The sequence below is a fragment of the Burkholderia savannae genome (genome assembly GCF_001524445.2).
GTDB classification, from domain to species: Bacteria; Pseudomonadota; Gammaproteobacteria; order Burkholderiales; family Burkholderiaceae; genus Burkholderia; species Burkholderia savannae.
Map to the genome: position 1 here is coordinate 828,140 of NZ_CP013418.1, position 24,575 is coordinate 852,714.

A 24,575-nucleotide genomic window follows, 5' to 3' on the forward strand; every position below is an offset into this window, starting at 1 on the left:
TGTCGATCGAGCTTATCACGCGGCTCGCGCACGCCGGCATGCCGAATCTAAAAATTAGGTTAAGTCCTTCGATAATAAATCGATGGTTTTCCCGATTCGATCAAATACAATCGTTTGCGAATGAACCGAAGAATCCGAGCGCATGATTCTCTTGCCAAAAGGCGCCACGCTCACGCCGCTCATTCGGGTTTTCCAGAAGCGAGCGCGCCTGTTCCGCGCCTGTTCCGCGCCGCTCCGGCCAAGGCTTCGGCGGCTTCCTTTCATCGGATCTTATTCGCGCGACGCCATTTTCCCATTCGCTTTCATTCATTCCATTTTGATTTATCGGATCGCCGGACAATTCATTCAGTATTGCTCCGGCATCGGTTTTCATTACCCTGACAAAATCCGGATGACGGTCGAGGGTTAACACCGAGAGCCGAACGCCGAAAGCGTCCGCTTTGTCGCGGGTTCGCCGTCCGCGTCGATTCCCGCCCCGCATCTTTGCTTGTGCGGCCCGCGCATTTGCCGCAATCCCATAACCAAAGCACGAATCCATCGTTCCCTTCGCCGCCGCCGTTGCACAGAATCGTTCGTTCGTCTCAACGTCCGCACCGAACGCTCACGCACCATGTCACGCCCGCTCCCGCCCCTCGCCCGCCTGCTGTCCACGCTGTTCGCCGCCGCGCTCGCGCTCGGTCTGGCCGCCGCCTCCGTTCGCGCCGCTGCGCCCGAGCAGCCCGATCGCGCGCCGCCGCTCGCCGGCAAGCGGATCGGCATCACGGTAGCCGGCACCGATCATTACTGGGACTTGCAGGCGTACCAGGGCGCCGTCGACGAAGTGAAGCGCCTCGGCGGCACACCGATCGCGCTCGACGCCGGCCGCAACGACAGCCGCCAGATCGCGCAGATCCAGACGCTGATCGCGCAGAAGCCCGACGCGATCATCGAGCAGCTCGGCACCGCGTCCGTGCTCGAACCGTGGCTCAAGAAGATCCGGCAGGCGGGCATACCGCTCTTCACGATCGACACCGCGTCGCCATCGAGCCTGAACGTCGTCACATCGGACAACTTCGTGATCGGTTCGCAGCTCGCGCTCAAGCTCGTCAACGACATTCGCGGCGAAGGCAACATCCTCGTCTTCAACGGCTTCTACGGCGTGCCCGTCTGCGCGATCCGTTACGACCAGCTGAAGGCCGTGCTGAAGTGGTATCCGAAGGTGAAGATCATCGAGCCCGAACTGCGCGACGTGATCCCGAACACCGCGCAGAACGCGTATGCGCAGATCAGCCAGTTGCTGCAGAAGTATCCGAAGGGCTCGATCGCGGCGATCTGGGCCGCGTGGGACATCCCGCAGGTCGGCGCGACGCAGGCCGTCGACGCGGCCGGCCGCGGCGAGATCCGCACGTACGCCGTGGACGGCAGCCCCGAGGCGGTCGCGCTCGTGAAGAATCCGAAATCGAGCGCGGCGGCCGTCGTCGCGCAGCAGCCGGCGTTGATCGGGCGAACCGCCGTGCGCAACGTCGCGCGCTATCTGGCGGGCGACCGGTCGCTGCCGGCGTATACGTTCGTGCCGTCGGTGCTCGTCACCAAGGACAACGCGGGCGGCGCGCCGCGCACGCTCGGGCAGGCGTCCGCCGACGCCGAGGTCGCGCGGCGATGACGGCGGCGCTTCCCGCCGTATCCGCCGTATCCGCTGTATCCGCCGCGTCGACAGCCACGGCCGACGCGGGCGCCGCACGCGCGAAGAGTGACGCCGGCGCGCCGCTCGCGCTCGACGTGCGGCGCGTCGTCAAGCGCTTCAACGGCGTCGCCGCGCTGCGCGGCGCGTCGCTCGCGGTGACGCGCGGCACCGTGCACGGGCTGATCGGCCAGAACGGCGCGGGCAAATCGACGCTCATCAAGATGCTCGCGGGCCTCCACGCGCCGGACGAAGGCGAGATCGCGGTCGGCGGCGCGCCGCTGGCGACGCTCTCCGCCGCGGCGGCCGGCTCCGCTCGCGAGCGGCCCGCCCGCATCGGCTTCATCCATCAGGAACGCCTGCTGCCCGCGACGTTTACGGTCGCCGAGGCGCTGTTCTTCCCGCGCCCGCCGACGCTCGGCGGCGCGTCGCGGCTCGCCCGCCTGCTGCCGCTCGACGTCGGCCGGATGCGGCGCGACTGCCGCGCGGTGCTGCACGAGCAGTTCGGCGTCGATCTGCCGCCCGATCGCCTGATCGGCGAGCTCTCCGTCGCGGAGCAGCAGATCGTGCAGATCACGAGCGCGCTGATCGGACGCCACGAGATCCTCGTGTTCGACGAGCCGACCGCCGCGCTCGTGTCGAGCGAGGTCGACCGGCTGCTGCAGACGATCGAGCGGCTGCGCGCCGGCGGCCACACGATCCTCTACGTGTCGCATTACCTGAACGAGATCGCGCGCGTGTGCGATCGGGTGACCGTGCTGCGCGACGGCGTCGACGTCGCGCATCTCGACGCGCGCGACGCGTCGCGCGATGCGCTCGTCGCCGCGATGATCGGCGCGCCGCAAAACGCCGACGGCGATGCCGCCGATGCTACCGATGCTACCGATGCTACCGATGCTACCGATGCTACCGATGCTACCGATGCTACCGCTCGCGGCGCGACGCCGCGCCGCGAGCGGGCCGCGCCGCGCACGCCGGGCGAGGTCGCGCTCGACGTGCGCGACCTCGCGCTGCCCGGCCGCTTCGGCCCGCTGTCGTTTGCGGTGCGGCGCGGCGAGGTCGTCGGCCTGACGGGCGTGCTCGGCTCGGGCGGCAAGGACGTGATCCGCGCGCTCTTCGGCCTCGCGCGCGGCGTGCGCGGCGGCGTCGCGCTCGACGGCCGTCCCGTGCGCGTGCGCCGGCCGCGCGACGCGGTCGCGCACGGCATCGCGCTCGTGCCGGAGAACCGCGTCGCGCACGGCGTCGCGCTCGCGTTGTCGGTGCGCGAGAACGTCGTGCTCGCGAGCCTGCCGCGCGTGTCGCGCTTCGGCTTCATGCGCGGCCGCCGCGAAGCCGACGCCGCCGACGCGCTGATCCGCCGGCTCGACATCCGCCCCGCGCGCGCCGACTGGCCGGTGCGCTTCCTGTCGGGCGGCAACCAGCAGAAGGTCGCGCTCGCGAAGTGGCTCGGGCGCGCGTCGTCGGTCTATCTGCTCGACGAGCCGACGGTCGGCGTCGACGTCGGCGCAAAGGCCCAGATCTACCGGCTGATCGACGAGCTCGCGCGCTCGGGCGCCGCCGTGCTGCTGTTTTCGAGCGACCTGACCGAGCTGCTCGACGTGACCGATCGCGTGTACGTGATGGCGCGCGGCGAGATCGTCGCGGCGCGCGCGTCCGCGCAAACGACGACGCAGGACGTGCTCGCGTGGGCGACGCTCGCGCGCGAGCCGCGGCAAGGCGATGCCGGCGCGCACGATGCGGCGGCCGCCGCCGACGCGTCGCGCGACGAGAAGCCGGCGCCGCCCGCCGCGGAGGCGGCGGCATGAGCCGCGGCGCATTCGATCTCGGCCGCCCGGCCACGACGACGCGGCGCGCGAATGACGCGGCGGCCGCGCAACGCCCGCACGCGCGCGGCCGCGCCCTCGGCCATGCGCTCGACCGCCGCGCCCTCCTTCGCGGCGGCGCATGGCTTGCGCTCGCTTTCGTATTCGCGGGCTTTTCGATCGGCTCGCCGCTCTTCCTGACATTCGCGAACCTCGGCAACGTGCTGCAGCAAAGCACCGTCACCGGCCTGCTCGCGTTCGGCCTGACGATCGTGATGATCGGCGGCGGCGCGGACGCGGTCAAAGGCGGGCTCGACCTGTCGATCGCGGCCAATCTCGGCCTGTGCGCGGCGGTGTTCGCAGTCCTCACGCGCGACGGGCACGGCGACGCGTTCGCGATCGCCGCGACCTGCGCGACGGGCGTCACGGTCGGCGCGGTGAACGCGTGGGCGGTCGCGTGGCTGCGAATCCTGCCGCTCCTCGCGACGCTGACGACGATGAACGTCTGCGCGGGCCTCGAGCTCGTGCTGACCGAGAACACGCCGGTGCCGTCGGCGAGCCCGCTGCTCGGCGCGCTCGTCGGCGCGGGCCCGTTCGGCGCGGCGTGGCTGGCTTACGCGCTCGTCGGCGTCGCGGCCGCGCTCGGCGTGCTCGTTCACCGAACCCGCTACGGGCTGCGGCTGCACGCGGTCGGCGCGCATCGCGCGGCGGCGCTCGCCGCGGGCGTCGACGCGCGCCGCCACGTCGCGTCGAGCTATCTCGCAAGCGGCCTGTCCGCCGCGCTCGCCGCGCTCGCGTCGTCGGCGCTCCTGAGCGGCAGCGCGCCCGGCGCGGGCGACTACCTGCTGCCCGTCGTCGCCGCGGTGCTGCTCGGCGTGGCGTTCTCGCGACGGCTCGTGCCGACGATCCCCGGCACGCTCGTCGCCGTCCTGTTCGTCGGCGTGCTCGCGAACGGCTTTCAGTTGAACAACGTGTCGAGCTATTGGGTAAGCGGCGTCGAGGGCGCGCTGATTCTCTTCGTCGTCGCGGCCGTCGCGCTGCTGCGCCGGCGCCAGTCGGAGGGTCCCTTCGATGCATGACGCATTCGATCGCCTGCAACGCTTCGCCGCCGTCGGCGCGCTGGTCGCCGTTCTCGCGTTCTTCGCGGTCGCGGCGCCCGGCTTCGCGACGCTCGCGAACGTCGAGCGCGTGCTCGTCAACAACTTCGCCCTCCTCGCGATCGCCGCGCTCGGGATGACGCTCGCGCTGTCGATCCGCGCGATCGATCTGTCGCTCGGCACCGCGATCGACGTCGCGAGCCTCGCGTTCGTCGCGGCGCTCGCGCATCGCGCGGGCTTCGCACCCGCCGCGCTCGCGGGCCTCGGCGCGGCGCTCGCGGTGGGCGCGGGCAATGCGCTGCTCGTCACGCGGCTCGGGATCGCGCCGTTTCTCGCGACGCTCGGCACGCTCTTCATCGGCCAGACGATCCAGCAGCTCGCGACGGGCGGCGGACAGCCGATCTACCTGCTGAGCGCCGCTCCGCCGCCCGCGTTCGACGCGCTCGCGCACGGCGTCTGGTTCGGCGTCGCGCTGCCGCTGTGGATCGTCGCCGCGCTCGCGATCGCGCTGCATCTCGCACTCGAGCATTCGACGCTCGGCCGGCAGGCACGCGCGCTCGGCGCGCAACCGGGCGTCGCGCGCTACTCGGGGCTGCGCGTCGGCGCGCTCGCGGCGGGCGCGTTCGTCGCGAGCGCGCTGATCTACGGCACCGCCGGGCTCGTGTTGTCGTCGACGGTCAAGTCGTACGCGCCGCAAGCGGGCAACGCGTATCTGCTGAACGCGATCGGCGCGACGTTCATCGGCGCGACGCTATCCGCGACGCGCCGGCCGAACGTCGTCGGCACGCTGGTCGGCGTGCTGCTCGTCAGCTTCGTCGCGAACGGGCTGCTCCTCATCGGGTGGAATTTCTACTGGCAGCAGGTGGCGAGCGGCGCGCTCGTGTTCGCGGTGCTCGTGCTCGGGTCCGCATTCGGGCGCGGACGCCTCGCGCGCGAGGCGGGCCACGCGTGAAGCGGCGGGCGCGACGTCCGCTGATGGCGAGTTGCCGGATGACGAGTTGCGGGACGGCGAGTTGCCGAATTGCCGGATGCTGAGTCGTCGGATGGCGAGTTGCCGGGTGTCGAATTGCCGGACGCGGAGCCGCCGGACGCCGAGTCGTCGGCTGCCGCGCTCCGCCTCCAGAGCCGCCGCTCAGCGCAAGCCCGCCGCCCAGTCGATCGCCGCGTCGAACAGCGCGACGCCCTCCGGCGACAGATTGCCGAACGTGTCGTTGTTCAGGAAGAACATCACGCGCCGCGCGGGCGCGAGCGATTCGTAATCCATCGTCGCGCCTTTCTCGTAGGCGAAGATCGCCGCCTTGTCCGGCTCGCCGTAGACGGTCGCGACGATGCTCGCGCCGAGCCCGGGCTTGCCCCAGCTCATCGACGCCTGCCGGCCGTAGACGTTCGTCGTGCCCGCGGGCAGCCCCGCCGCGATCGGATGCGGCGCATTCACGAGCCACAGATAGCGCGCCTTGCCCGTCTCGCCGAAATCGACGTCGTGGCGCTTGCCCGTCATCGCGAAATCGTCGAGCAGATCGTTCTCCCACGTCAGCAGCGGCTTCGCGAGCGTGCGCCAGCCGCACGCGACGCGCTTGCTCGACACGCTCGACGACACGATCACGAGATCGGCGTCGGCCGCGGCGTCGACGGGCTGCGCTTCGTCGACGAATCGCACCGCGTAGCCGCGCGATTCCAGATGCGCCTTCGCCCGCTCGTCCGTCTTCAGATTGGGCCCGCCGAGCTGGACGAGCATCGCGACGCGCTTGCCGGCAGCGGGCTTCGGCGAGCCGCCGGGCGCGCGCTGCGGCTGCCCGGCGGACGCGGGCGTCGCCGCGGCCGCGGCTGACTGCGTGACCAACTGCGTGGCCGGTTGCGCGGTCAACTGCATGGCCGGTTGCATGGCCGGCTGCGCGACGACAGGCGTCGCCGCGCCCGCAAGGCCATATGCGAGCACTGCGCCGCCGAGGCCGCGCAGCACGCGGCGGCGCGCCTGCGCCACACGATCGAATCGTTGCTTCATCGGTTTCTCCCGCGCGCCCGCGCCGTGCGCCGCACGGCACGAAGCGCGCTTCATCGATTCAAAAAATCCGCGATGGAAAACGCCGCCGCTCAGAACTGCAGCGTCGTCAGCAGCGACACCTGCCGCGCGTCGCCGATCGACACGAAGTAGCGGTTCACGCTCGACGGGTAGTAAGTCCGGTTGAACAGATTCTTCACGTTGAGCTGGAACTGCAGCTTCTGCTTGCCGATCCGCGTGTCGTAGGTCGCGAACGCATCGGCGGTCGCGTACGCGGGCAGCGTGAAGCTGTTCGCCGAATCGCCCGGCCGCGCGCCGACGTAGCGCCCCGCCGCGCCGATCCGCAGATCGTCGCCGCCGAACACCGTGCCCACGTCGTAGACGGCCGCGAGCGAGGCCGTGTGCCGCGCGACGTTCCACAGCCGGTTGCCCGCGTAGAGCGGGTCTTCGGTCGTCTTCGCGTCGATGTACGCATAGCTCGCGATCACGTTCCAGCGCTCGCCGATCCGCCCCGACACGTCGAGCTCGATCCCGCGCGAGCGCGCGCGGCCGGACGTGCGCCAGTCGGTCTGGCTCGTCGCGTCGTTGTACTGCGACACGAGCACGTTCTTCTTGTCGATGTTGAAGAACGCGAGCGTGCCCGTCAGGCCGCTCGGCATGTCGAGCTTCGCGCCGAGCTCCCACGACGCGCCCTCCTCGGGCGCGGTCGAGCCGTCGATCACGTAGCCGCCCGTCATCGGCGCGATCTTCGAGGTCGGCTTGAGCGACTGCGTGTAGCTGCCGTACAGCGACAGCGCGTCGTTCCATTTGTAGACGATGCCCGCGCGCGGCAGCCACTTCGTGCCGCTCAGGTTCGTGTTGACCCGGAACGGCCGGCCGCGTCCCGCGATCTGGCTGTAGCGCACGAAGCGCGCGCCGCCGACGAGAATCCACTTGTCGGTCAGGTGAACGCTGTCCTGAAAGAACAGCGACGCGGTGTGCAGCGTGTCGCTCTGATCGCTGTCGGACGCCGAGACGGTCGTCGACGGCGGAATCAGCCCGTACGTCGGATTCAGATAGCTGAACGGCGTCTTGATCGACTGGCGCAGCATGTCCGCGCGATAGACCCGCCGGTATTCGCTGTCGACGCCGAACTGCACGTCGTGCCGCATCCCGGCGAGCGTGACGCGGCCGTCGACGTACGCGATCCCGTAGCTGTCGGTGCTGCGCGAGCCGTGCGTCGCGTCGTTGCTGCGCGTGAGCGTGCCCTTGAGCGGATCGATCGCCGTGATGCGAATCTGGTTCGCATCGTAGGTCTCGCGGTTGTAGCTGTAGCCGAGGTGCACCTTCCAGTCGGGCGCGAGCCGATGGTCGACCGTTAGTTGCGCAAGATTCGATTCGCCGCGCATGTCGTTGAACGGCTCGTCGAGGCGCCGCCGCGCGGGAATCGCGAGCGGCTCGCCGGTGCGCGGATCGAGCGCGGTGCCCCGGTCGAACGGCATCAGGAAGCGCCGGTACTCGTACGACAGCACCACCTGCGTATCGCGGCCGTACCACGCGAGCGACGGCGCGACGAGCGTCTCGCGATGCTCGCCGTAGTTGCGCCAGTACTGTTCGTTCGTCTGATCGACGATCAGGCGGTACGCGAGCCGCGAATCGCCGATCGCGCCCGTCGAGTCGAACGTGACTTCGCCGCCGTTCCTGCCGTGCCCGTAGGTCGAGCCGAGCACCGAGATCGCGTTGTAGCGCGCGAGCTGCGGCTGCTTCGTGACGACGTTGATCACGCCGCCCGGGTCCATGATCCCGTACAGCAGCGACGCCGGCCCCTTCAGCACTTCGACGCTGTCCGTCGTCGCGTTCAGCGAGCGCCCCTGCACGATCGGCATTCCGTTGCGCATCACCGAGCCGTCGCGGTTGTCGCCGAAGCCGCGCTTCATGACCGTGTCCTGCGTGCTGCCGAGCGTGTTGCCCTGCGTGATGCCGCTCACGTTCGCGAGCGCGTCGTCGAGGTTGCGCGGGCGCTGGTCGCGCAGCACCTGCTGCGGCACGATGTTGACGGCCTGCGGCACCTCGGCGAGCGGCGCGTCGCTGCGCAGGCCCGCGGCCTCGCGCGGCGGCCGGTAGCTGTCCGCGTGCAGGCCGCTCGCGCGCACCGAGACGGTGGGCAGCGTCGTGTCGGCCGCGAGCGCGGCGCCCGCGCCCGGCGCGGCCGGCGCGGCGGACAGCTTGACGAGCGTATAGCCGCCGCTCGGCTGCGTCACGGCCACAAGGCCCGTGCCCGTCAGCAGCCGGTCGAGCGCCGCCGCCGTGTCGGCGCGGCCGTGCAGGCCGGGGCTTTGCAAGCCGGCCGCCAGCTCGCCGGGGAACGACAACAGAATGCCCGCCTCGCGGCCGAAGCGGGTCAGCGCGGCGTCGAGCGGGCCGGCCGGGATGTCGTACGCGCGCATCGCGGCGGCCGGCTCGGCGGCCTTCGATGCGGCGGGCGCGGCGAACGCCGCGAACAGCGCGGCGGCGGCGACGCTCTTGACGATGCGACGGGGCGCGAACTGCGGCGCGGGCGCCTCGCTCCGCCGCTGCTCGCTTCGCTGCGCCGCATGCGCGCGGCCATGCGCACGAGACGGACGCGCGGCGTGCGCCGCCGGTTCAGCGGGTTCAGCGGGTTCAGCCGGTTCGGCCGGCACGAGCGCCGGGGCGGCAAACGCGCCGCCGCGCGCCTGGCGATATTGGCGATATTGGCGATATTGGCGATATTGGCGATATTGGCGATATTGGCGATATTGGCGATTGCAGAATGAATCCATGATCGATGACTCGTTGACGATGGGTGGAATGCAGCCTTCACTTCCCATGTCACGCGAACATCGAAAACGGCTCAGGCCCGGCGAGATTTTTTTGTCCGAAGCGCTCGCAAGCGCTCATTCGCGCGCCGCGACGACCGTCACCCAGTAGCGGGTCACGTATTCGACGTCGACGGGCAGCGTCTCGCGCAACGTGTCGAGGATGCGGTCGGTATCGTCGAGCGGATACGTGCCCGACACGCGCAGGTTCGCGACCGCCGCGTCGCAGCGCACGCGGCCCGCGCGGTAGCGGTCGATCTCGGCGAGCAGATCGGCGAGGCGCAGGTTCGACGCGACGAGAATCCCGTCGGCCCACGCGCCCGCGCCGCCGCCGATCGCGCGCGGCGGCCCGGCGAGCGCGTCGCGCGTGAAATCCGCGCCGTGCCCGGCCGTGACCCATGGCGCGTCGCCCGCCGCGCGCAGCGGCGCGATCCGCACCGCGCCCTCGAACACGTCGACGCGCGTCGCGTCGCCGCGCTCGCGCACCGAAAAGCGCGTGCCGACCGGCCGCACGTCGCCGTGCGCGGTCGCGATCACGAGCGGACGGGCGACGGCGCGCGCCGCGTCGTCGCCGCTCGTCACCATGATCTCGCCACGCAACAGGCGCACGCGGCGGGTTGCGTCGTCGAAGCGGACGTCGATCGCGCTGGCGGTGTTCAGGACGACTGTCGTGCCGTCCGCGAGCGTGATCGTGCGCCGCTCGCCGATCGCCGTGCGCACGTCGGCGCCCCACGCGCGCCACGGCGCGTCGACATCGGCCATCCATGCGGCGCCGCCCGCGAACAGCAGCACCGCGAGCGCCTTGACCGCCGCGCGCCGCTCGCGCGAGCGCGGCGGCAACAGCGCGGCCCGGGCGGCCTGCGCGCTCAGCGCGTCTGCGACGCGGCCGAGCCGTCCGTTGACGGATTCGATGTGGCGCCACGCGGCGTCGTGCGCCGGATCTTCCGCGCGCCAGCGCGCCAGGCGCGCGCGCGTTGCGTCGGTCGCATGCCCGGAGCCGAGCTCGACCCACCATTGCACCGCGCGGCGCGCGACGGGCGCGGGCACCGCGGGCGAGCCGCACGAGCGCTGCGCCCCGCTCATGCGGCGATCGCGAAATAGCACTGCGCGCCCGCCTTCACGAGGTAGCGCTTGACGGTCGCGAGCGACACGCGCAGCTCGGCCGCGATCTGCGCATGCGTCATCCCGTCGAGCTGCGCGAGCAGGAACGCGCGCCTGACCGCGGCGGGCAGCCCGTCGAGCATCCGCTCGATCTCGACGAGCGTCTCGAACAGGATCGCGCGCGTCTCCGGCGACGGCGCGACCTCCTGCGGCAACTGCGCGAGCGCATCGAGATACGCGCGCTCGAGCCGCTCGCGCCGCCAGTGGTTGTACAGCACGCGCTGCGCGACCGTCGTCAGGAACGCGCGCGGCTCGGCCGCGTCGATTGGCTCGTCGCGCGCGAGGAGGCGGATGAACGTGTCGTGAACGAGATCGGCCGCGCGATCGCCGCAGCCGAGCTTCTTCGTCAGCCAGCCGTGCAGCCAGCCGCGATGGCCCGTGTAGAGCGCAGCGATCTCTCGCTGCAAAGGCAGAGTGTTGGCCGGCATGGACGTGATCCCCCCGGACCGTCGCGCCGGGATGCGGTTTTGTAAATGAGAATGATTATTATATACAAGCTTGTAATCGGACAGTTAGCATGGCCGCGCGATCTGTGGGGCCGCCGCCACTTTCCGGCGGCGGCGGCGGGCATTCGTGATCCTTGATTCGTCGCTTGATTCGTCGCTTGATTCGTCGCTTGATTCGTCGCGATGGCCGGCCGATCCCGATGCGCGTCGCGCCGATACGGCCGCCTCGCTCGTCGCATCAGGCAGGCGATTTACGGGGCCGACGCCAACGCGTACGAGCGACGGGCGCCGCACGCGCGAGCGCGTGCCCCCCGCCGACGGCCCCGCGATGAGCCATGCGATCGAATGCCCGACGCAGCCTCGCATCGACGTTCGCGACGGCTACCGCGCCCGCTCGGCGCGCCGATGCGCGATCAGCCGCGCCCCCATCCGCCGCGGATCGACGCAGGCCGCATTCCGGTTGAAGCGTGAACACGTGACGAGCGAGCGCGTCATGGCGATCGTCGGCGTGCGGGCGGGCGCCCGGCGCGTCTCGAGCAGCCGCCGTGGTTCTGGTTCGACCCGTGCGATCGCCGGCTTCAGGCGGCCGGCAGCCCCTCACTCGGCGAACGCACCGTCGCAACGCCGGAATCCGTTTTCATTTCGCCGCGCGCGAGCGGCTCGCGCCGAGCGCGGCCACGGCCCGGCTTGCGGATTCGTCGACGCAATGACGCTCGCGCGGATGATCGTCGGGCACGGCGATGCGATCGCGCAGGACAAGCCCGTCGCTCCGACGATCCGAGATCGATGAACGGCGGTCGAGACGCGAGCGCGACGACGCCCGCGCCATTTTCCCTTCGGAGCGCGCGCCGAAACACTTGCGATCGACAAAGCAGCCGCGAAGGCCGCTTTGTCGCATCGTCACTGGCCGGCTGCTTCGGGCGCAAACGACTTCTGAACGATCCGCCCGGCGACTTGAAGCACCTCCTCCCGCATCGCGCCGTCGAACGATTGCGCGGCGACGCCAAGCTCCGACACCAGGGTCGCCGTCAGCGGGTTCGGTCCCGGCCACGGCCAGGGGTGGCCGGGAGGCCGCGTGCCGCACCAATCGTCGATGAAATCGGCGATGGCGACGTCGACGCTTCTGGACAGATCGCGGCGAGGCTGCCCTTCCGGCATTTGGCGCGCGACCTGGTTCAGACCGATCGCCGAGATGAGAAAGGACGTTGCGGGCGACCAGGGATTCGGTTCGGGGTCGGCGGCAAACCACGGGGTCGGCGGCGGCTCCGACGCTCGCGCGGCGAGGTGCGCGCGCAAATGGTGCGGATGCCCGCCGCCGAGGGACGGATTATGAAGCAGCGCCTTGACCAGATCGTCCCACGAGCCCAAATAGGGTGGAAGCCATGGAGTACTCATCGCTCACCTCCGCAAATGAATTGCCGCTGGAGTTGCGGGGCCGATTTTTTTCAGGAGGACTGACGCCCGGCCCGATAGGCGATCAGCCGATCGACATGACGGGAAAACCGAATCATTGAGTGCGAGTAAATCGATCAAACTGAATCCTTGCGATGGAAATCCCCGTCACCGAAGCAGACAGAGATGTCCGCCGGAATAGCCTTTTAACGAGTAGTGCTGCCCATCTCGAATCCGCGGCGGCGCAATGAAGCTATCGCACGAAAAAACCATTCAGCCCGGTTCCGTTTGAAATACACGCGGCGGAAACGGACGGCCGAACGTCTGGAGCGCGAGCGATGAGAAACCGCTCGGCGCTGTCCGGTTCGCCGGCGTCAAGCAAGCCGCAAAGCGCCGGCGAACCGGCGCTTCGACTCGCGATGCGAATCGCGCCGCGGACGCGCCCATATCGAATTCGGCGGAGTCTGTACGAATGGAAAAATTGGATTCCCGCCCATGGCGCCGAACCGGCTACACCTCTAAATTGGCCGGACCAGGCGTTCCCCGGCGCATCGACATACGCGGCTTGCCCTCATCAAATTTCGTGAATTGACACGCGTTGCGTCAGTCATTATTCAGCGTGCGAAATCCCCCGGTAAGCGCCGCACGGATAAGGCGAGCCGATCGTTTCTTCTCGTCTGAAAAACAGCTCATGCCTACGAAGAATAAGCAGCAAAAACTGAATTGCAAGAGAATCGGCATCATGGTTTTCAACTACTTTATCAATCCGATTTCGCGCGCCGTCTCACGGAAATTGATTCATTAAGCAGCTAGTCGATAAACGGGTAACACGGGAATATAGGAGATTATGCGAGCGGCGAATCGAGCTCCATGAACGGACATCCAACCTGCGTCGCTCATCGCTCCCTCCCGGCCGCTTGCCGTGCGCCGTGTCCGGCTGCAGGCGCTCGCGGCGCCGATGGCCATCCGCACAGAACGCGCGCCGCCCTCGGTCTAGATCGTTTTCGGGTCCGACCGCTCGCGCAAGAATCGCTTCGACGCGGCAACCCGATCGTCGGCCGAACACGCCTCCCGTGGGCACACTTGCGGGCATCGCGCTCGTGACGCAAGCGAGGCCGCCCTGTGCGCGCCACCGGTTCGCGTCGCGCGATCGAGCGAGCGCGTCGGCCGCACACGCGAAGCAACACCGGCGCGCATCGCGCGCATCATGGCCGGGGCCTGGCCGATACCGCCTTCACGATCGTTCCCGGCCGCCGCAACCGACACGATCGGCCATTCCCGGTGGGTTGGCGGGGTTGGCGGCGATTTCGAACGCGTCGGCCGCACGCATGCGCGAACGGCCGACGCCGACGCACCCGATCGGCGCTCATCCGTCGCGGCCCGCCCTCACCCGCCCTCACCCGCCCTCGCCCGTCACGGCCTCGCGGCGTGCCACATGCCGCCGAAGCCGTCGCCGTTGTGCTGCCCCGGCTTCCTGTCGCCCGAGAAGCGATACAGCGGATGCCCCTTGTATGTCCACTGGAGCTTGCCGCCCGCCGCGGCGATGAGGCCTAGGTCGCCGCCCGGCTTGTCGTACGCGTCGGCGAGCGCGGCCGGCCAGTTCGCCGCGCAGCCGCCCGTGCACGCGCTCTTGCCGGGCATCGTGTCCCGGTCGAACGTGTAGAGCGTCATGCCGTCGTCGTCGACGACCATCCCGTTCGCCGCCTTCGGCGGCTCCGCGAGCGCCAAGGCGGGCACCGCGCATGCGATCGCGATCAGCAAAATCTTCATCATGATGACTCTCCTCCAACGAAAAAAACGGGCGCGCCGGCTACGGATTCGCGCGCTCGCTGACGAATTCGGCGTCGATCCGCATCCGCACGTCGTCGCCGACGGCGGGCAGCCAGCGCGACAGCCCGAATGCGGACCGGCTGAAGTGGCCGTCGGCGACGAACGCGAGCGTGCGCGCAGCGCCCGGCGCGTCGCGCGAAAACCTGTCGCGCGGATCGGCGCCGGCGCCGCGCGCAACCGGGTCGGGCCGCTCGCCGCCGTACGGATTCGCGCCGCCATGAACGGCGCTGCGGGAATCGGCGTCGCGCACGTTCGCGTCGGGCGAATCGGCTTCGCGCGCGCCGGCGTCGCGCCTGTTCGTGCCCGGCGAAGCGGCTTCGCGCCGCCCCGCGTGCCGCACGTCGCCGCGCTCGCCGCCGCGCCAATCTCCGCTCCGCGGTTCGGCCGCGAACCGGACGGCGAGCGTGATCGGCCGCGTCGTCGCGCGGATCGTCAGCTCGCCGGACAAAAGGCCCGTCGTCGCGCCCGTGCGCTCGAAACGCGTGCCGACGAAGCGGATCTCCGGATAGCGGGCGACGTCGAGCATCGCCGAGCCCTTCACGAGCGCGGCGACGAACGGCACGTTCGCGCCGAGGCTCGCCGCATCGACCGTCACGTCGACGCGGCTCGCGACGAGATCGTCGTCGCCGCCGATCAGTTCCGCGCGCATTCGCGTGAAACGCATCGTCAGGTGCGCGTGCCAGAAGTTGTCGACGCGAAACGTGAGCCCGGAGCGTTGCGGTTCGAGCCGGTAGCGCGGCACCGCGCGCCGCGACGCGTCGAGCGCGCCGGCCGGCTCGGCGGCTGCCGAATCGGCCGAGGCCACGGTCGCGGTCGCAACCGCGTTCGCGGGCGTGCCCGCCGCACTCGCCGCACTCGCCGCACTCGCCGTGAGCGCCGCACTCGCCGTGAGCGCCGTGATCACCGTGCACACGAGCATCGCGACGACTTTCGCGCATGAACCGGCGGCACCCATGATCGACTCTTCCCGGCATCGACGCCGGCCCCGGTTCGCGCCTACCGCCATTGCTCCGGATGGCCGCCGAGCTCGCCGCAGACGTCGACCGCGATCGCGCGCAGCCGGTCCTCGGCGATCTGGCCCGAGAGCGCATACGCGGTGCGGTCGCTGACCCAGTAGAACGTGCGCCGCTCGCCGTCGCGCAGCAGCCGGACCGCCGTCTCGCGCTGCGCGGACGCGCTGACGTAGAGCGCGAGCCGCCCGCCCGCGGGGCTTTCGTACATGAACTGCGCGGCGGGGCCGGCCGTGCCGGGCAGCAGCCGGCCGCCGAGCAGCGCGAAGCCGTATTCGTCGAGCGACGGCGCGGCGATCCGCCGGCCCACGCGCGCCGACAGCCATGCGCCGAGCGCGCCGTCGCGGCCGGCCGCGATTTCGACCGGGTGCCGCGCTTCGGGCGCGTAGACCGCGTAGGCGAGATTCGCCTGGCGCGCGAACGCAGTCTGCGCGGCCGCGGGCGCGGCGAACGGTAATGCGAACTGCGGCGCGAGCTCGGGCGCGAACGCGCCGCCCAGCCAGCCGAGCGCGACGCCCGCCGCCAGCGCGCCGCCCGCGAGCGCGGCGCGCCGCCACCACGGCGTGCGCACGCGCAGCACGATGCACGGGCCGCTCGTCTGCGCGACGGGATCGGCGAATAGCGCGCGCAGCGCCGCACGCTGCGCGCGATAGTGCGACACGACGCCGGCCGCACGCGAATCGCCCACGAGCCGTTCGGCAACCGCGCGGCGCTCCGCCTCGTGCAGCTCGCCATCGACGAACGCCGACAGCGAGAAGAGCCCCGGCTCGTCGGAATCCGGCGCGACGGTGGAATCGAAATCGTCGCTCATCGATGATGTCCCATCGTTGTGAAAGACACCGGCCGTCGAAGCGGCGCGTCGGTCAGCAGCGCGCGCATGCGCTCGCGTGCGCGCGAGAGCCGCGACATCACCGTGCCGACCGGCAAGCCGAGCACCGCCGACGCCTCCTGATAGCTCAGCTCCTCGACGCAGACGAGCAGCAGCACCTCGCGCTGCTCGAGCGGCAGCCGGTACAGCATCCGCTGCACGTCGCGCAGCACGAGCGCGTCCACCTGGCCCGCCGGCGCCTCGAGCGTGCGCCACGGGCCCTCGTCGTCGTCGACGGCGAATTCGCGGCGCGCGCGCAACTGGTCGATGTACAAATGGCGCAGGATCGTCAGCAGCCACGCGCGCAGGTTGCTGTCGGGGCGAAACGCGCGCATCCGCTCGAGCGCTCGCTCGGCGGTGTCCTGCACCAGGTCGTCGGCCCATGCGGGGTCGCCCGTCAGCGCGCGCGCATAGCGCCGCAGTTGCGGCAGCCAGCCGACGACGTCCGTTTCGAAGCTCACGCGCGGCGCCGTCGTTCAATAGCCGCCGCCACTGCCTCGGCCGTAGCCGCTCGCCGGCGCCGCATGGCCGGACGGCGACATGTCGTCCGACGACGCGCAGCCCGCGGACAGCATCAGCGCGAGCAGCGCGCATACGACCGAAAGTATCCGCGTCGATTTCATTTCCGCCTCCGGGCGGCGCGCCAGTCGGGTCCGGGCGTCGCGCGCACGCCGCGGCGGACGGCGCCCCATGTGTACGAGAACGATCACCGCGCTTGTTTTATTCCGTTGTTTGCGGGACGCACTCACAACCACTCACAACGATACGCGGCTTCGCGGGCGTTGCACGTGCTGGAAAACGCGGTGGAACCGTTTCGGGATCGGATGGCGGGCGTTCCTGCGCGTCATCCCGCGCCGACGCGACGCCGATGCAAGCAAGCTGCGAGCGCGCCCGCCGCCGCGCGCCCAAACACGCGGCCGGCCCATGCCGCTCCCCCCGCGGCCCTTTTTTGCGACAATTCGACGATTGCCCGCCGCGCCGCCGCGCGCGGCCGACCGCACCATCCGCATCACGACAGCCCCGACCGCCCATGCCGCCCACCCCAGCCAAGCCGCGCACGTACGCGATGCCCGAGCGCAGCGACCGCCTCGACTTCTACATCCGCGACGAGGCCACGCGCCAGGCGATCACCGAGCCGCACCGGCATGCTTACTTCCAGATCCAGTTCAACCTCGGCGGCGACACCGAGCAGCAGATCGGCGGGCTCACGCGGGCGTTCCCGCGCGGTGCGCTCGCGTTCGTGCTGCCGTACCGCGAGCACCTGATTGCGCATCCGCCGGGCGCGCACTTCGTCGTGATCAATTTTTCGCAGACGTTCCTGCGCGCCGATCTCGACGTCGACCCGCTCGATCTCGAAGACGTATCCGCGCAGCGCGCGCCCGAGCTCGCGCCGTTCCGCTTCCAGGAGCACCTCGACTTCATCCTGACGGGCGCGGCGTTCGACGACGCGCGCCGCCTCGCGCAGCGCATGCTCGAGGCCGACCGCGCGCGCACGTTCGGCTCGGTGCCGCTGCTGCGCGGCTATCTGCTGCAACTGATCGGGCTCGTCTGCACGCAGTACGCGGGCCCGCTCACGAAACTCGCGCTAAGCGGCGCGCACCGCGCGGGCCGCCGCGACGCGTTCGCGCGCGTGCTGCGCCACGTGCGCGCGAACCTGACGAACGACGAGCTGACGCTCGCGGGCACCGCCCGCGCGGCGTTCCTGTCGCCGAACTACCTCGCGCACCTGATCCGCAAGGAAACGGGCAGCACGTTCACCGATCTCGTCACCGAGCGGCGGATCGCGCTCGCGCAGTCGCTGCTCGCGCACACGACGCGGCGGATCGCCGACATCGCGCACGCGGTCGGGTTTCGCGACGAAGGCTATTTCTCGCGGCGGTTTCGCGCGTGCGTCGGGGTGTCGCCGAAGGAGTACCGCGAAGCGAACGGCGCGGCTGGCGCGGCCGGCGCGGCGAAAAGCGTGGCGCGGAGGGCCGCGAAACCGCGCGCGTCGTAGTTTTGTCCATGAACGCGACACATCCGTCGCATCGGCGTGCGCGCCGCATTGGTATCGTCGACGGGTCGACGACGCCCGCCGCGACGCACGAGCGGACGTCCCGCCCGCGAAGGCCGCTGCTAGCGCTTTCGCTTTCCGAACCCTTTTCCGAGACCAGAAGATGACCGATTACGTTTTCGCGCCGCCCGCCGCTCCGTCCGTCGAAGTCGCCGGCTCCGCCGCGCGCTTTCCGGTGCGCCGCGTGTTCTGCGTCGGCCGCAACTATGCGGACCATGCGCGCGAGATGGGCGCCGATCCGAACCGCGAGCCGCCGTTCTTCTTCACGAAGCCGGCCGATGCGATCGTGCCCGCGAGCGGCACGGTGCCGTATCCGACGCTCACGTCCGACCTGCACCACGAGATCGAGCTCGTGATCGCGATCGGCCGCGGCGGCCGCGCGATCGCCGCCGACGCGGCGCTCGATCACGTGTGGGGCTACGGCGTCGGCGTCGACCTGACGCGGCGCGATCTGCAGGCGCAGGCGAAGAAAGCCGGCCGCCCGTGGGACTGGGCGAAGGGCTTCGACGCATCGGGCCCGTTGACGGCGCTCCTTCCGGTCGCGTCGATCGGCCATCCGCTGCGCGGACGGATCTGGCTCGCGGTCAACGGCGAAACGCGCCAGCAGGGCGATCTCGCCGACATGATCTGGCCGATTCCGGACGTCATCGCGTACGCGTCGCGCGCGGTCGAGCTGCGCGCGGGCGACCTGATCTTCACCGGCACGCCGGCGGGCGTCGCCGCGCTGCAGCCGGGCGACCGCGTGACGGGCGGCGTCGACGGCGTCGCGTCGTTCGAGTTCGTCGTCGGGGAAAAGCCCGCGGCGTGAGCGATTCCGCGCTCGCGCGGCGCGCACGCACGCAGACACTGCCCGCACGCGCGGCGCTCGCCTTCGCGTGCGCCGTGTCGTGCAGCGCGTCGTCCGCGCCGGCATTCGGGCAACGTCGCGCGCAGGGTCGAGCCGGACCGCGGCGGCGGCGCTGACGTCAGTGTCCGCGCCGCCCGACGTCACGCCCGATCCGGCCCCTCGGCTTGCGATCGTCTTTGCATCGACGGGCAACGCACCGAGCCGTACGAGCAGAACACGCAGCAGTCGCCCGGCTTCGGACGCAGCAGCGCGCCGCACGCGCCGCATGCGTAATAGAACAGGCAGACGTCCTCGGGCATCGTCTCGCGCCGCGCGAAGCCGCAGTGCGGGCAGGTCAGCACGGATTCCCGCACAATCTCGTTCATCGCTCCCTCCTCGATACGCGGCGCGGCGCGCGCGCGAACCGCGCCACACCGCACCGCACCGCGCTGCATCGCATCGCATCGCATCGCATCCAGAATATCGCCGCCGCCGCGAGCCACCACGCAATCGCAACACGCCGTGTCGCGAGGCTCTCGCCGACGCCAGCGGCGGCAACGGCAGCGGCAACGGAGACGGCCCGCGCACACTCGGCGTCCGCCGTCGCACTCGCGCCGCGCCGCGCGGCGATACGGTCGCCTCGGCAGCCGTGATCTCGATGCGCCTCAAATCAGCGTCGCGGCGCCGTCGCCGGTCGCCCGCGCGCGGCGTCGACGGCAGTTGCTCGGACAAACGGCGCGTCGAACGAAGCCGCGCGGGCGGCCCGCGATTCCAATCGCGTTATGATGTGCGGCCTTTCATCAGATCATTCGTGGTTCTATTCATGTCTGGCAACACCTTCTGGCTCGCGGCTCCGTGGGCCGCACTCTTTATCGCCGCGCTCGCGGCCGTCTGGTTTCCTAAGCTGCGCGCGGCAAGCCTCGGTTTCGGCGCGCTCGGCTATGCGGGCGCGTTCGCGACCGGCCTGATGGCGCCCGTCGCGCTCGCTCCGATCGCGCTCCTCGCAGCCGCCGCATACGCGGCCGCGCCGCGGCGCCACGCGGCCGTTCGCGTCGCGGGACACGCCGTCTTCGTCGTGCTCGCGATCGCGCTGATGCTTCACTGGCTGCCGGGCTTTCACAACCCGCGCGTGATCGGCCCCGTGCGCTACACGCCCGACGCCGTGCCGTTCTCGATGTACCTGAATCTCGACAAGCCGCTCGTCGGCTTCTGGCTGCTGTGGGCGCTGCCGTGGCTGCAGCCGATCGACGATCGCGCGCGCGCATGGCGCACCGGCATCGTCGCGGCGATCGCGACGTCGGCGGTCTGCCTCGTGTTCGCGCTCGGCGTCGGCCTCGTCGGCTGGGCGCCGAAGTGGCCCGAATCGGCATGGCTCTGGTTCGCGAACAATCTGCTGCTCGTCTGCTTCGCCGAAGAGGCGCTGTTCCGCGGCTATCTGCAAGGCGGGCTGAGCCGCCTTCTCGCGAATCGCGTACCGGCGTCGGGCGCGGTCGCGCTCGTCGCGGCCGCGCTGCTGTTCGGCGCCGCGCACGCCGCGGGCGGCTGGCAGTGGGTCGCGCTCGCGACCGTCGCGGGCATCGGCTACGGAATCGCGTATCGCTTGGGCGGACTGCAAGCCGCGGTGCTCGCGCACGTCGGGCTCAATCTCGCGCATTTCGGCCTGTTCACGTATCCGATGCTCGCGGCCGCGCGCTAAGCGCCGTCCCAAGCGCGGCCGAACCGGCCGCGCGTTGCGTGAGTCGCACGCGCGCTCGCACCGGCCGCGCAACGCGCCTTGATGCGCGGCCGAGTCTGGCTGCCCGTCACGGCCTTTCGTACGCGCGCCGACCGGCCGTCACGCCGTTTCCCGCGCGGCCGCGCCGGCCGCGCGCCGCATTGATCGATGCCGTCACTTCATCTGGTCGGCGATCGGCTGCAAGAATTCCGAAAATCCCGTCAGCATGATCTGCACGCCGACGCACAGCAGCAGGAACGCCGACACGCGCATCGCGACCTTCGTCCCTTCGGTGCCGAGGTAGCGCGCGAGGAACGCGGCGCGGCTGTACGTGAGCCAGATCACGAGCGCCGCGAGCGCCGACACCGCGACCGACACGATGCTCGACAGCAGGAACTCCGACAGCTTGTGCGTGCGGTTCGCGTTCAGCGCGATCGCGGTCGCGATCGAGCCGGGGCCCGTCGTCAGCGGAATCGTCAGCGGGAAGAACGCGCGCGCCATCGCGTTGCGCGGCTCGACGGGCTTCGCCGCAGAATCGCCTCCGCTCGGCACGTCGGGCTCGTTGAGCATCTGCCAGCCGGCCACCGCCACGGCAAGGCCGCCGCCGATGCGCAGCGCCTCGAGCGAGATTCCGAAGAAATGCAGGATCGGCGTGCCGACGAAGAACGCGGCGAGCAGCACCATGAACGCGTTGATCGCCACCTTGCGCGCGAGCGCCGCGCGCTGCGCCTCGGTCAGCGACTCGGTGCGCTCGAGGAACAGGAACGCGATGCCGAACGGATTGATGATGCCCATGAGGCCGGTGAAGCCGAACAGGATTTCGGAGATCAGGCGGTCGACGATCATCGGGAAGCGGGAAGAACGAAGAAGGGTTATGGGGCGCCGCTCGCGCGGCCGCGCCATTGTAGAGCATGCTCGCCGCGCCGAGCCGCGGCCGACGGCACGCACGGCGGCCGAGCCGCACCGACGGCCTCGGCATTCCCGCCGCCGTTGCGTGTTGCGTGTTGCGTGTTGCCTTTGCGTGTCGACTTTACCCTTTGCGCGTCGCCTTTACGCATCCCCTTTGCGTGTCGGCTTCGTGCATCACCCTTGCACGCCGCCTTTATGAGTCGACTTTACGCGTCGACTTTGCGTGCCGACGTCACCCGTTGCCGTCACGCGCCACTCACGCCGCCTTCCCGCGCGTGTCGATCACGCGCCTCGCCTTGCCCGTCGCGGTCGTCGAAATCCCGCCCGCCGGCAGCACCGCGACGCCCGCCGACACGCCGACCATCGTCTTGATCCGGTGCCGCAGCTCGTGCGCGAGCGCCGCCCGGGCGTCGCCGCGCGCGCCCTCCGACGCGCCCGCCAGCGCGTCGGCGCGCAGCTCGACCGCGACGTCGAGCCGGTCCATGTGCCCGTCGCGCGAGACGGTCAGCTGGTAGCGGCCGGACAGTTGCGGCAGCGCGACGACGAGCTCCTCGATCTGGCTCGGAAACACGTTGACGCCGCGGATGATCAGCATGTCGTCCGAGCGGCCCGTGATCCGCGCGAGCCGGCGCATCGCGCGCGCGGTCGGCGGCAGGAGCGCGGTCAGGTCGCGCGTCCGGTAGCGGATCACGGGCAGCGCTTCCTTCGTGAGCGACGTGAACACGAGCTCGCCCTCGCTGCCGTCGGGCAACACCTCGCCCGTCGCCGGATCGACGATCTCCGGATAGAAGTGGTCTTCCCAGACGGTCGGCCCGTCCTTCGTGTCGATGCACTCGCACGCGACGCCCGGCCCGATCACCTCGGACAGCCCGTAGATGTCGAGCGCGTCGATGCCCGCGCGCGCCTCGACCTCGTCGCGCAGCGCCTGCGTCCACGGCTCCGCGCCGAACACGCCGATCGCCAGCGACGACTTGGCGGGGTCCATCCCCTGCCGCGCCATTTCGTCGAGCAGGTTCAGCATGTACGACGGCGTGACGAGGATGATTCGCGGCTCGAAATCGCGAATGAGCTGCACCTGCTTCTCCGTCTGCCCGCCCGACATCGGCACGACCATGCAGCCGAGCCGCTCCGCGCCGTAATGAATGCCGAGCCCGCCCGTGAAGAGCCCGTAGCCGAACGCATTGTGCAGCGTGTCGCCGGGCCGGCCGCCCGCCGCGCGGATCGAGCGCGCGGTCACGTTCGCCCACATGTCGATGTCGCGCGCGGTGTAGCCGACAACCGTCGGCTTGCCCGTCGTGCCGCTCGACGCGTGCACGCGCACCACCTGCTCGCGCGGCACGGCGAACAGGCCGAACGGATAGTTGTCGCGCAAGTCTGCCTTCGTCGAGAATGGAAATTTCGCGAGATCGGCGAGCGTCGTCAGGTCGTCCGGATGCACGCCCGCCGCGTCGAAGCTGCGGCGATAGTGCCCGACGTTGTCGTACGCGTGGCGCAACGACCACTTGAGCCGCGACAGCTGCAGCGCCTGCAGCTCGTCGCGGCTCGCGGTCTCGATCGGCTCGAGTGCGCCGGCCGGGTGGGACGGTCGAGTCATTGGGGTCGCTCCTCCAATGGAGTGATGTCGTTCTGCGTTGTCGAGCGCGAATTATAAACCGACCAGTCGGTCGACAATAAAGAAGTATTCGCGGGCCGTTCCGCAAGGCACTTTTACCGTCCGCGCAAGCATCGGCGGCATGACGGCGGCGCTTCTTTTGCCTGTCCGCCGGCCGCTCGCCGAAGCGCCGCACGGCCCGCACGCCGGATTTCGGTGCCGGACCGCCTGTTAGAATCCCTGCTCGCGCCCCGCCACGACCAAGGACCCGCCATGCCGATCTCTTCGCCCGCCCTCCCGCGCTGGACGCTCATCGCCCCGCTCGCCGCCTGGCTGGTGCTCGCGCTGTCGCGCGTCGTGCCGGCCGAAGGCTTCGCGATCGCATTCGTCGCCGCCGCGCTCGCGGGCGCCGTGTTCTCCGCCGTTCACCACGCCGAAGTCGTCGCGCACCGCGTCGGCGAGCCGTTCGGCACGCTCGTGCTCGCGATCGCCGTCACCGTGATCGAGGTCGCGCTGATCGTGTCCGTGATGTTGTCGAGCGGCCCCGAGAAATCGGGCCTCGCGCGCGACACGGTGTTCGCCGCGGTGATGATCGTCTGCAACGGGATCGTCGGGCTGTGCCTGCTCGTCGGCGGCTGGAAGCACGGCGAGCAGGATTTCCAGGGCCGCGGCGCGACCAAGGCGCTCGCGGTGCTCGCGTCGCTGTCGGTGCTCTCGCTCGTGATGCCGAACTACCTGAGCGCCGCGCCCGGCCCGCGGCTGTCGACGTCGCAGCTCGCGTTCGCCGGCGTGTCGTCGCTGGTGCTGTACGGCATGTTCGTGTTCGTGCAGACGGTGCGCCACCGCGACTACTTCCTGATCGACGGCAGTGCCGACGAATCCATCCATGCGGTGCCGCCGAGCGGCCGCACCGCGCTCATGAGCATCGTGTTCCTGTTCGTGAGCCTCGTCTCGGTCGTGCTGCTCGCGAAGCTCCTGTCACCCGCGGTCGAGCGCACCGTGTTCAGGCTCGGCGCGCCCGAAGCGGCGGTCGGCATCGTGATCGCCGCGCTGGTGCTGCTGCCGGAAGGGCTCGCCGCGGTCGGCGCGGCGCGCGCGAACCGGCTGCAGACGAGCATGAACCTCGCGCTCGGCTCCGCGCTCGCGAGCATCGGCCTGACGATTCCGACCGTCGCCGCCGTGTTCATCTGGACGGGCGACCCGCTCACGCTCGGCATCGGCGGCATGGAGACGGTGCTGCTGTCGCTCACGCTGCTCGTCAGCACGCTGACGCTGAGCATGGGGCGCACGACCGTCCTGCACGGCGTCGTGCACCTGTCGCTGTTCGCCGCCTATCTGTTCCTGTCGGTCACGCACTGACACGCGTCGCCGGCTCGGGCGTTCCGCGGGAAGCTTCGCGCC

The 24,575-nt window shown here is 70.4% G+C and carries 22 protein-coding genes; 8 read left to right on the top strand and 14 right to left on the bottom strand.

All coding sequences use genetic code 11. The annotated features are described in order from the left end of the window. Positions 1-100: 100 nt before the first annotated feature. Positions 101-538, bottom strand: a complete 438-nt coding sequence (locus WS78_RS36280; RefSeq protein ID WP_156437557.1) for a hypothetical protein — start codon at positions 536-538, stop codon at positions 101-103. Positions 539-610: 72 nt separating this feature from the next. Between WS78_RS36280 and WS78_RS24580 the strand changes: the two genes are divergently transcribed. The 4 genes from WS78_RS24580 to WS78_RS24595 are packed head-to-tail and all read left to right on the top strand — an operon-like array spanning position 611 to position 5,511. Further along, entirely contained in the window at positions 611-1,642 is a 1,032-nt protein-coding gene (locus tag WS78_RS24580) for a sugar ABC transporter substrate-binding protein (protein ID WP_052145016.1), read from the top strand. Beyond that, the gene (locus WS78_RS24585; RefSeq protein ID WP_059582329.1) at positions 1,639-3,465 is read left to right on the top strand and encodes a sugar ABC transporter ATP-binding protein; all 1,827 of its coding nucleotides are present in this window, start codon (positions 1,639-1,641) and stop codon (positions 3,463-3,465) included. The genes WS78_RS24580 and WS78_RS24585 overlap by 4 nt, the downstream gene beginning before the upstream one ends. Then, a complete protein-coding gene (locus tag WS78_RS24590) occupies positions 3,462-4,541 on the top strand; it encodes an ABC transporter permease (RefSeq protein ID WP_059582333.1) in 1,080 nt (359 codons plus the stop codon). Before WS78_RS24585 ends, WS78_RS24590 begins: the two co-directional genes overlap by 4 nt. Beyond that, positions 4,534-5,511: an ABC transporter permease gene (locus WS78_RS24595; RefSeq protein WP_059582336.1), complete on the top strand. Its 978-nt coding sequence runs from the start codon at positions 4,534-4,536 to the stop codon at positions 5,509-5,511. The genes WS78_RS24590 and WS78_RS24595 overlap by 8 nt, the downstream gene beginning before the upstream one ends. A gap of 180 nt (positions 5,512-5,691) precedes the next feature. Here the strand turns inward: WS78_RS24595 and WS78_RS24600 are convergent, their stop codons facing one another. The 10 genes from WS78_RS24600 to WS78_RS37260 form a co-directional block, all read right to left on the bottom strand. Then, complete coding sequence (locus tag WS78_RS24600) at positions 5,692-6,561, bottom strand: hypothetical protein (protein ID WP_059582560.1); 870 nt, start codon at positions 6,559-6,561, stop codon at positions 5,692-5,694. Positions 6,562-6,650: 89 nt separating this feature from the next. After that, entirely contained in the window at positions 6,651-9,386 is a 2,736-nt protein-coding gene (locus WS78_RS24605) for a TonB-dependent siderophore receptor (protein WP_059582340.1), read from the bottom strand. Positions 9,387-9,452: 66 nt separating this feature from the next. Beyond that, a complete protein-coding gene (locus tag WS78_RS24610; RefSeq protein ID WP_038746790.1) occupies positions 9,453-10,457 on the bottom strand; it encodes a FecR domain-containing protein in 1,005 nt (334 codons plus the stop codon). Continuing rightward, positions 10,454-10,963 carry a sigma-70 family RNA polymerase sigma factor gene (locus WS78_RS24615; RefSeq protein WP_038746793.1) on the bottom strand — a complete coding sequence of 170 codons (510 nt, stop codon included), beginning with the start codon at positions 10,961-10,963 and terminating at the stop codon, positions 10,454-10,456. The genes WS78_RS24610 and WS78_RS24615 overlap by 4 nt, the downstream gene beginning before the upstream one ends. A gap of 918 nt (positions 10,964-11,881) precedes the next feature. Beyond that, a complete protein-coding gene (locus WS78_RS24625) occupies positions 11,882-12,376 on the bottom strand; it encodes a hypothetical protein (RefSeq protein ID WP_156432303.1) in 495 nt (164 codons plus the stop codon). A 1,410-nt stretch (positions 12,377-13,786) separates the two neighbouring features. Then, positions 13,787-14,146 carry a COG4315 family predicted lipoprotein gene (locus WS78_RS24630; RefSeq protein WP_059582346.1) on the bottom strand — a complete coding sequence of 120 codons (360 nt, stop codon included), beginning with the start codon at positions 14,144-14,146 and terminating at the stop codon, positions 13,787-13,789. Positions 14,147-14,183: 37 nt separating this feature from the next. Continuing rightward, positions 14,184-15,158: a YceI family protein gene (locus WS78_RS24635; protein ID WP_059582350.1), complete on the bottom strand. Its 975-nt coding sequence runs from the start codon at positions 15,156-15,158 to the stop codon at positions 14,184-14,186. A 41-nt stretch (positions 15,159-15,199) separates the two neighbouring features. Then, complete coding sequence (locus WS78_RS24640; protein WP_059582355.1) at positions 15,200-16,024, bottom strand: anti-sigma factor family protein; 825 nt, start codon at positions 16,022-16,024, stop codon at positions 15,200-15,202. Further along, positions 16,021-16,542, bottom strand: a complete 522-nt coding sequence (locus WS78_RS24645) for a sigma-70 family RNA polymerase sigma factor (protein WP_059582359.1) — start codon at positions 16,540-16,542, stop codon at positions 16,021-16,023. The genes WS78_RS24640 and WS78_RS24645 overlap by 4 nt, the downstream gene beginning before the upstream one ends. A gap of 15 nt (positions 16,543-16,557) precedes the next feature. After that, complete coding sequence (locus tag WS78_RS37260; RefSeq protein ID WP_060820438.1) at positions 16,558-16,704, bottom strand: hypothetical protein; 147 nt, start codon at positions 16,702-16,704, stop codon at positions 16,558-16,560. A gap of 443 nt (positions 16,705-17,147) precedes the next feature. On the opposite strand from WS78_RS37260, the gene WS78_RS24655 reads away from it, so the two are divergent. Both WS78_RS24655 and WS78_RS24660 read left to right on the top strand, forming a co-directional pair. Next, positions 17,148-18,077, top strand: a complete 930-nt coding sequence (locus WS78_RS24655) for a helix-turn-helix transcriptional regulator (protein WP_059582366.1) — start codon at positions 17,148-17,150, stop codon at positions 18,075-18,077. Positions 18,078-18,237: 160 nt separating this feature from the next. Further along, on the top strand, positions 18,238-18,942 hold the full coding sequence (locus WS78_RS24660; RefSeq protein ID WP_038746816.1) for a fumarylacetoacetate hydrolase family protein: 705 nt from the start codon (positions 18,238-18,240) through the stop codon (positions 18,940-18,942). A gap of 179 nt (positions 18,943-19,121) precedes the next feature. Here WS78_RS24660 and WS78_RS24665 read toward each other — a convergent pair whose 3' ends face one another. After that, complete coding sequence (locus tag WS78_RS24665; protein WP_038746973.1) at positions 19,122-19,346, bottom strand: GDCCVxC domain-containing (seleno)protein; 225 nt, start codon at positions 19,344-19,346, stop codon at positions 19,122-19,124. Between the two features lie 401 nt (positions 19,347-19,747). Between WS78_RS24665 and WS78_RS24670 the strand changes: the two genes are divergently transcribed. After that, complete coding sequence (locus WS78_RS24670; RefSeq protein WP_317135635.1) at positions 19,748-20,656, top strand: CPBP family glutamic-type intramembrane protease; 909 nt, start codon at positions 19,748-19,750, stop codon at positions 20,654-20,656. Between the two features lie 192 nt (positions 20,657-20,848). Here the strand turns inward: WS78_RS24670 and WS78_RS24675 are convergent, their stop codons facing one another. Further along, positions 20,849-21,520 carry a MarC family protein gene (locus WS78_RS24675; protein ID WP_038746822.1) on the bottom strand — a complete coding sequence of 224 codons (672 nt, stop codon included), beginning with the start codon at positions 21,518-21,520 and terminating at the stop codon, positions 20,849-20,851. 319 nt (positions 21,521-21,839) lie between these two features. Continuing rightward, the gene (gene paaK / locus WS78_RS24680) at positions 21,840-23,177 is read right to left on the bottom strand and encodes a phenylacetate--CoA ligase PaaK (protein ID WP_038746825.1); all 1,338 of its coding nucleotides are present in this window, start codon (positions 23,175-23,177) and stop codon (positions 21,840-21,842) included. Positions 23,178-23,447: 270 nt separating this feature from the next. Here paaK and WS78_RS24685 point away from each other — a divergent pair, with 270 nt between their 5' ends. Beyond that, positions 23,448-24,533: a calcium:proton antiporter gene (locus WS78_RS24685; protein ID WP_038746828.1), complete on the top strand. Its 1,086-nt coding sequence runs from the start codon at positions 23,448-23,450 to the stop codon at positions 24,531-24,533. Positions 24,534-24,575 lie beyond the last annotated feature (42 nt).

Coding starts and splice junctions, on each gene's coding strand:
- WS78_RS36280 (WP_156437557.1), bottom strand. CDS start 538: ATGGATTCGTGCTTTGGTTATGGGATTGCGGCAAATGCGCGGGCCGCA.
- WS78_RS24580 (WP_052145016.1), top strand. CDS start 611: ATGTCACGCCCGCTCCCGCCCCTCGCCCGCCTGCTGTCCACGCTGTTC.
- WS78_RS24585 (WP_059582329.1), top strand. CDS start 1,639: ATGACGGCGGCGCTTCCCGCCGTATCCGCCGTATCCGCTGTATCCGCC.
- WS78_RS24590 (WP_059582333.1), top strand. CDS start 3,462: ATGAGCCGCGGCGCATTCGATCTCGGCCGCCCGGCCACGACGACGCGG.
- WS78_RS24595 (WP_059582336.1), top strand. CDS start 4,534: ATGCATGACGCATTCGATCGCCTGCAACGCTTCGCCGCCGTCGGCGCG.
- WS78_RS24600 (WP_059582560.1), bottom strand. CDS start 6,561: ATGAAGCAACGATTCGATCGTGTGGCGCAGGCGCGCCGCCGCGTGCTG.
- WS78_RS24605 (WP_059582340.1), bottom strand. CDS start 9,386: ATGGGAAGTGAAGGCTGCATTCCACCCATCGTCAACGAGTCATCGATC.
- WS78_RS24610 (WP_038746790.1), bottom strand. CDS start 10,457: ATGAGCGGGGCGCAGCGCTCGTGCGGCTCGCCCGCGGTGCCCGCGCCC.
- WS78_RS24615 (WP_038746793.1), bottom strand. CDS start 10,963: ATGCCGGCCAACACTCTGCCTTTGCAGCGAGAGATCGCTGCGCTCTAC.
- WS78_RS24625 (WP_156432303.1), bottom strand. CDS start 12,376: ATGAGTACTCCATGGCTTCCACCCTATTTGGGCTCGTGGGACGATCTG.
- WS78_RS24630 (WP_059582346.1), bottom strand. CDS start 14,146: ATGATGAAGATTTTGCTGATCGCGATCGCATGCGCGGTGCCCGCCTTG.
- WS78_RS24635 (WP_059582350.1), bottom strand. CDS start 15,158: ATGGGTGCCGCCGGTTCATGCGCGAAAGTCGTCGCGATGCTCGTGTGC.
- WS78_RS24640 (WP_059582355.1), bottom strand. CDS start 16,024: ATGAGCGACGATTTCGATTCCACCGTCGCGCCGGATTCCGACGAGCCG.
- WS78_RS37260 (WP_060820438.1), bottom strand. CDS start 16,704: ATGAAATCGACGCGGATACTTTCGGTCGTATGCGCGCTGCTCGCGCTG.
- WS78_RS24655 (WP_059582366.1), top strand. CDS start 17,148: ATGCCCGAGCGCAGCGACCGCCTCGACTTCTACATCCGCGACGAGGCC.
- WS78_RS24660 (WP_038746816.1), top strand. CDS start 18,238: ATGACCGATTACGTTTTCGCGCCGCCCGCCGCTCCGTCCGTCGAAGTC.
- WS78_RS24665 (WP_038746973.1), bottom strand. CDS start 19,346: ATGAACGAGATTGTGCGGGAATCCGTGCTGACCTGCCCGCACTGCGGC.
- WS78_RS24675 (WP_038746822.1), bottom strand. CDS start 21,520: ATGATCGTCGACCGCCTGATCTCCGAAATCCTGTTCGGCTTCACCGGC.
- paaK (WP_038746825.1), bottom strand. CDS start 23,177: ATGACTCGACCGTCCCACCCGGCCGGCGCACTCGAGCCGATCGAGACC.
- WS78_RS24685 (WP_038746828.1), top strand. CDS start 23,448: ATGCCGATCTCTTCGCCCGCCCTCCCGCGCTGGACGCTCATCGCCCCG.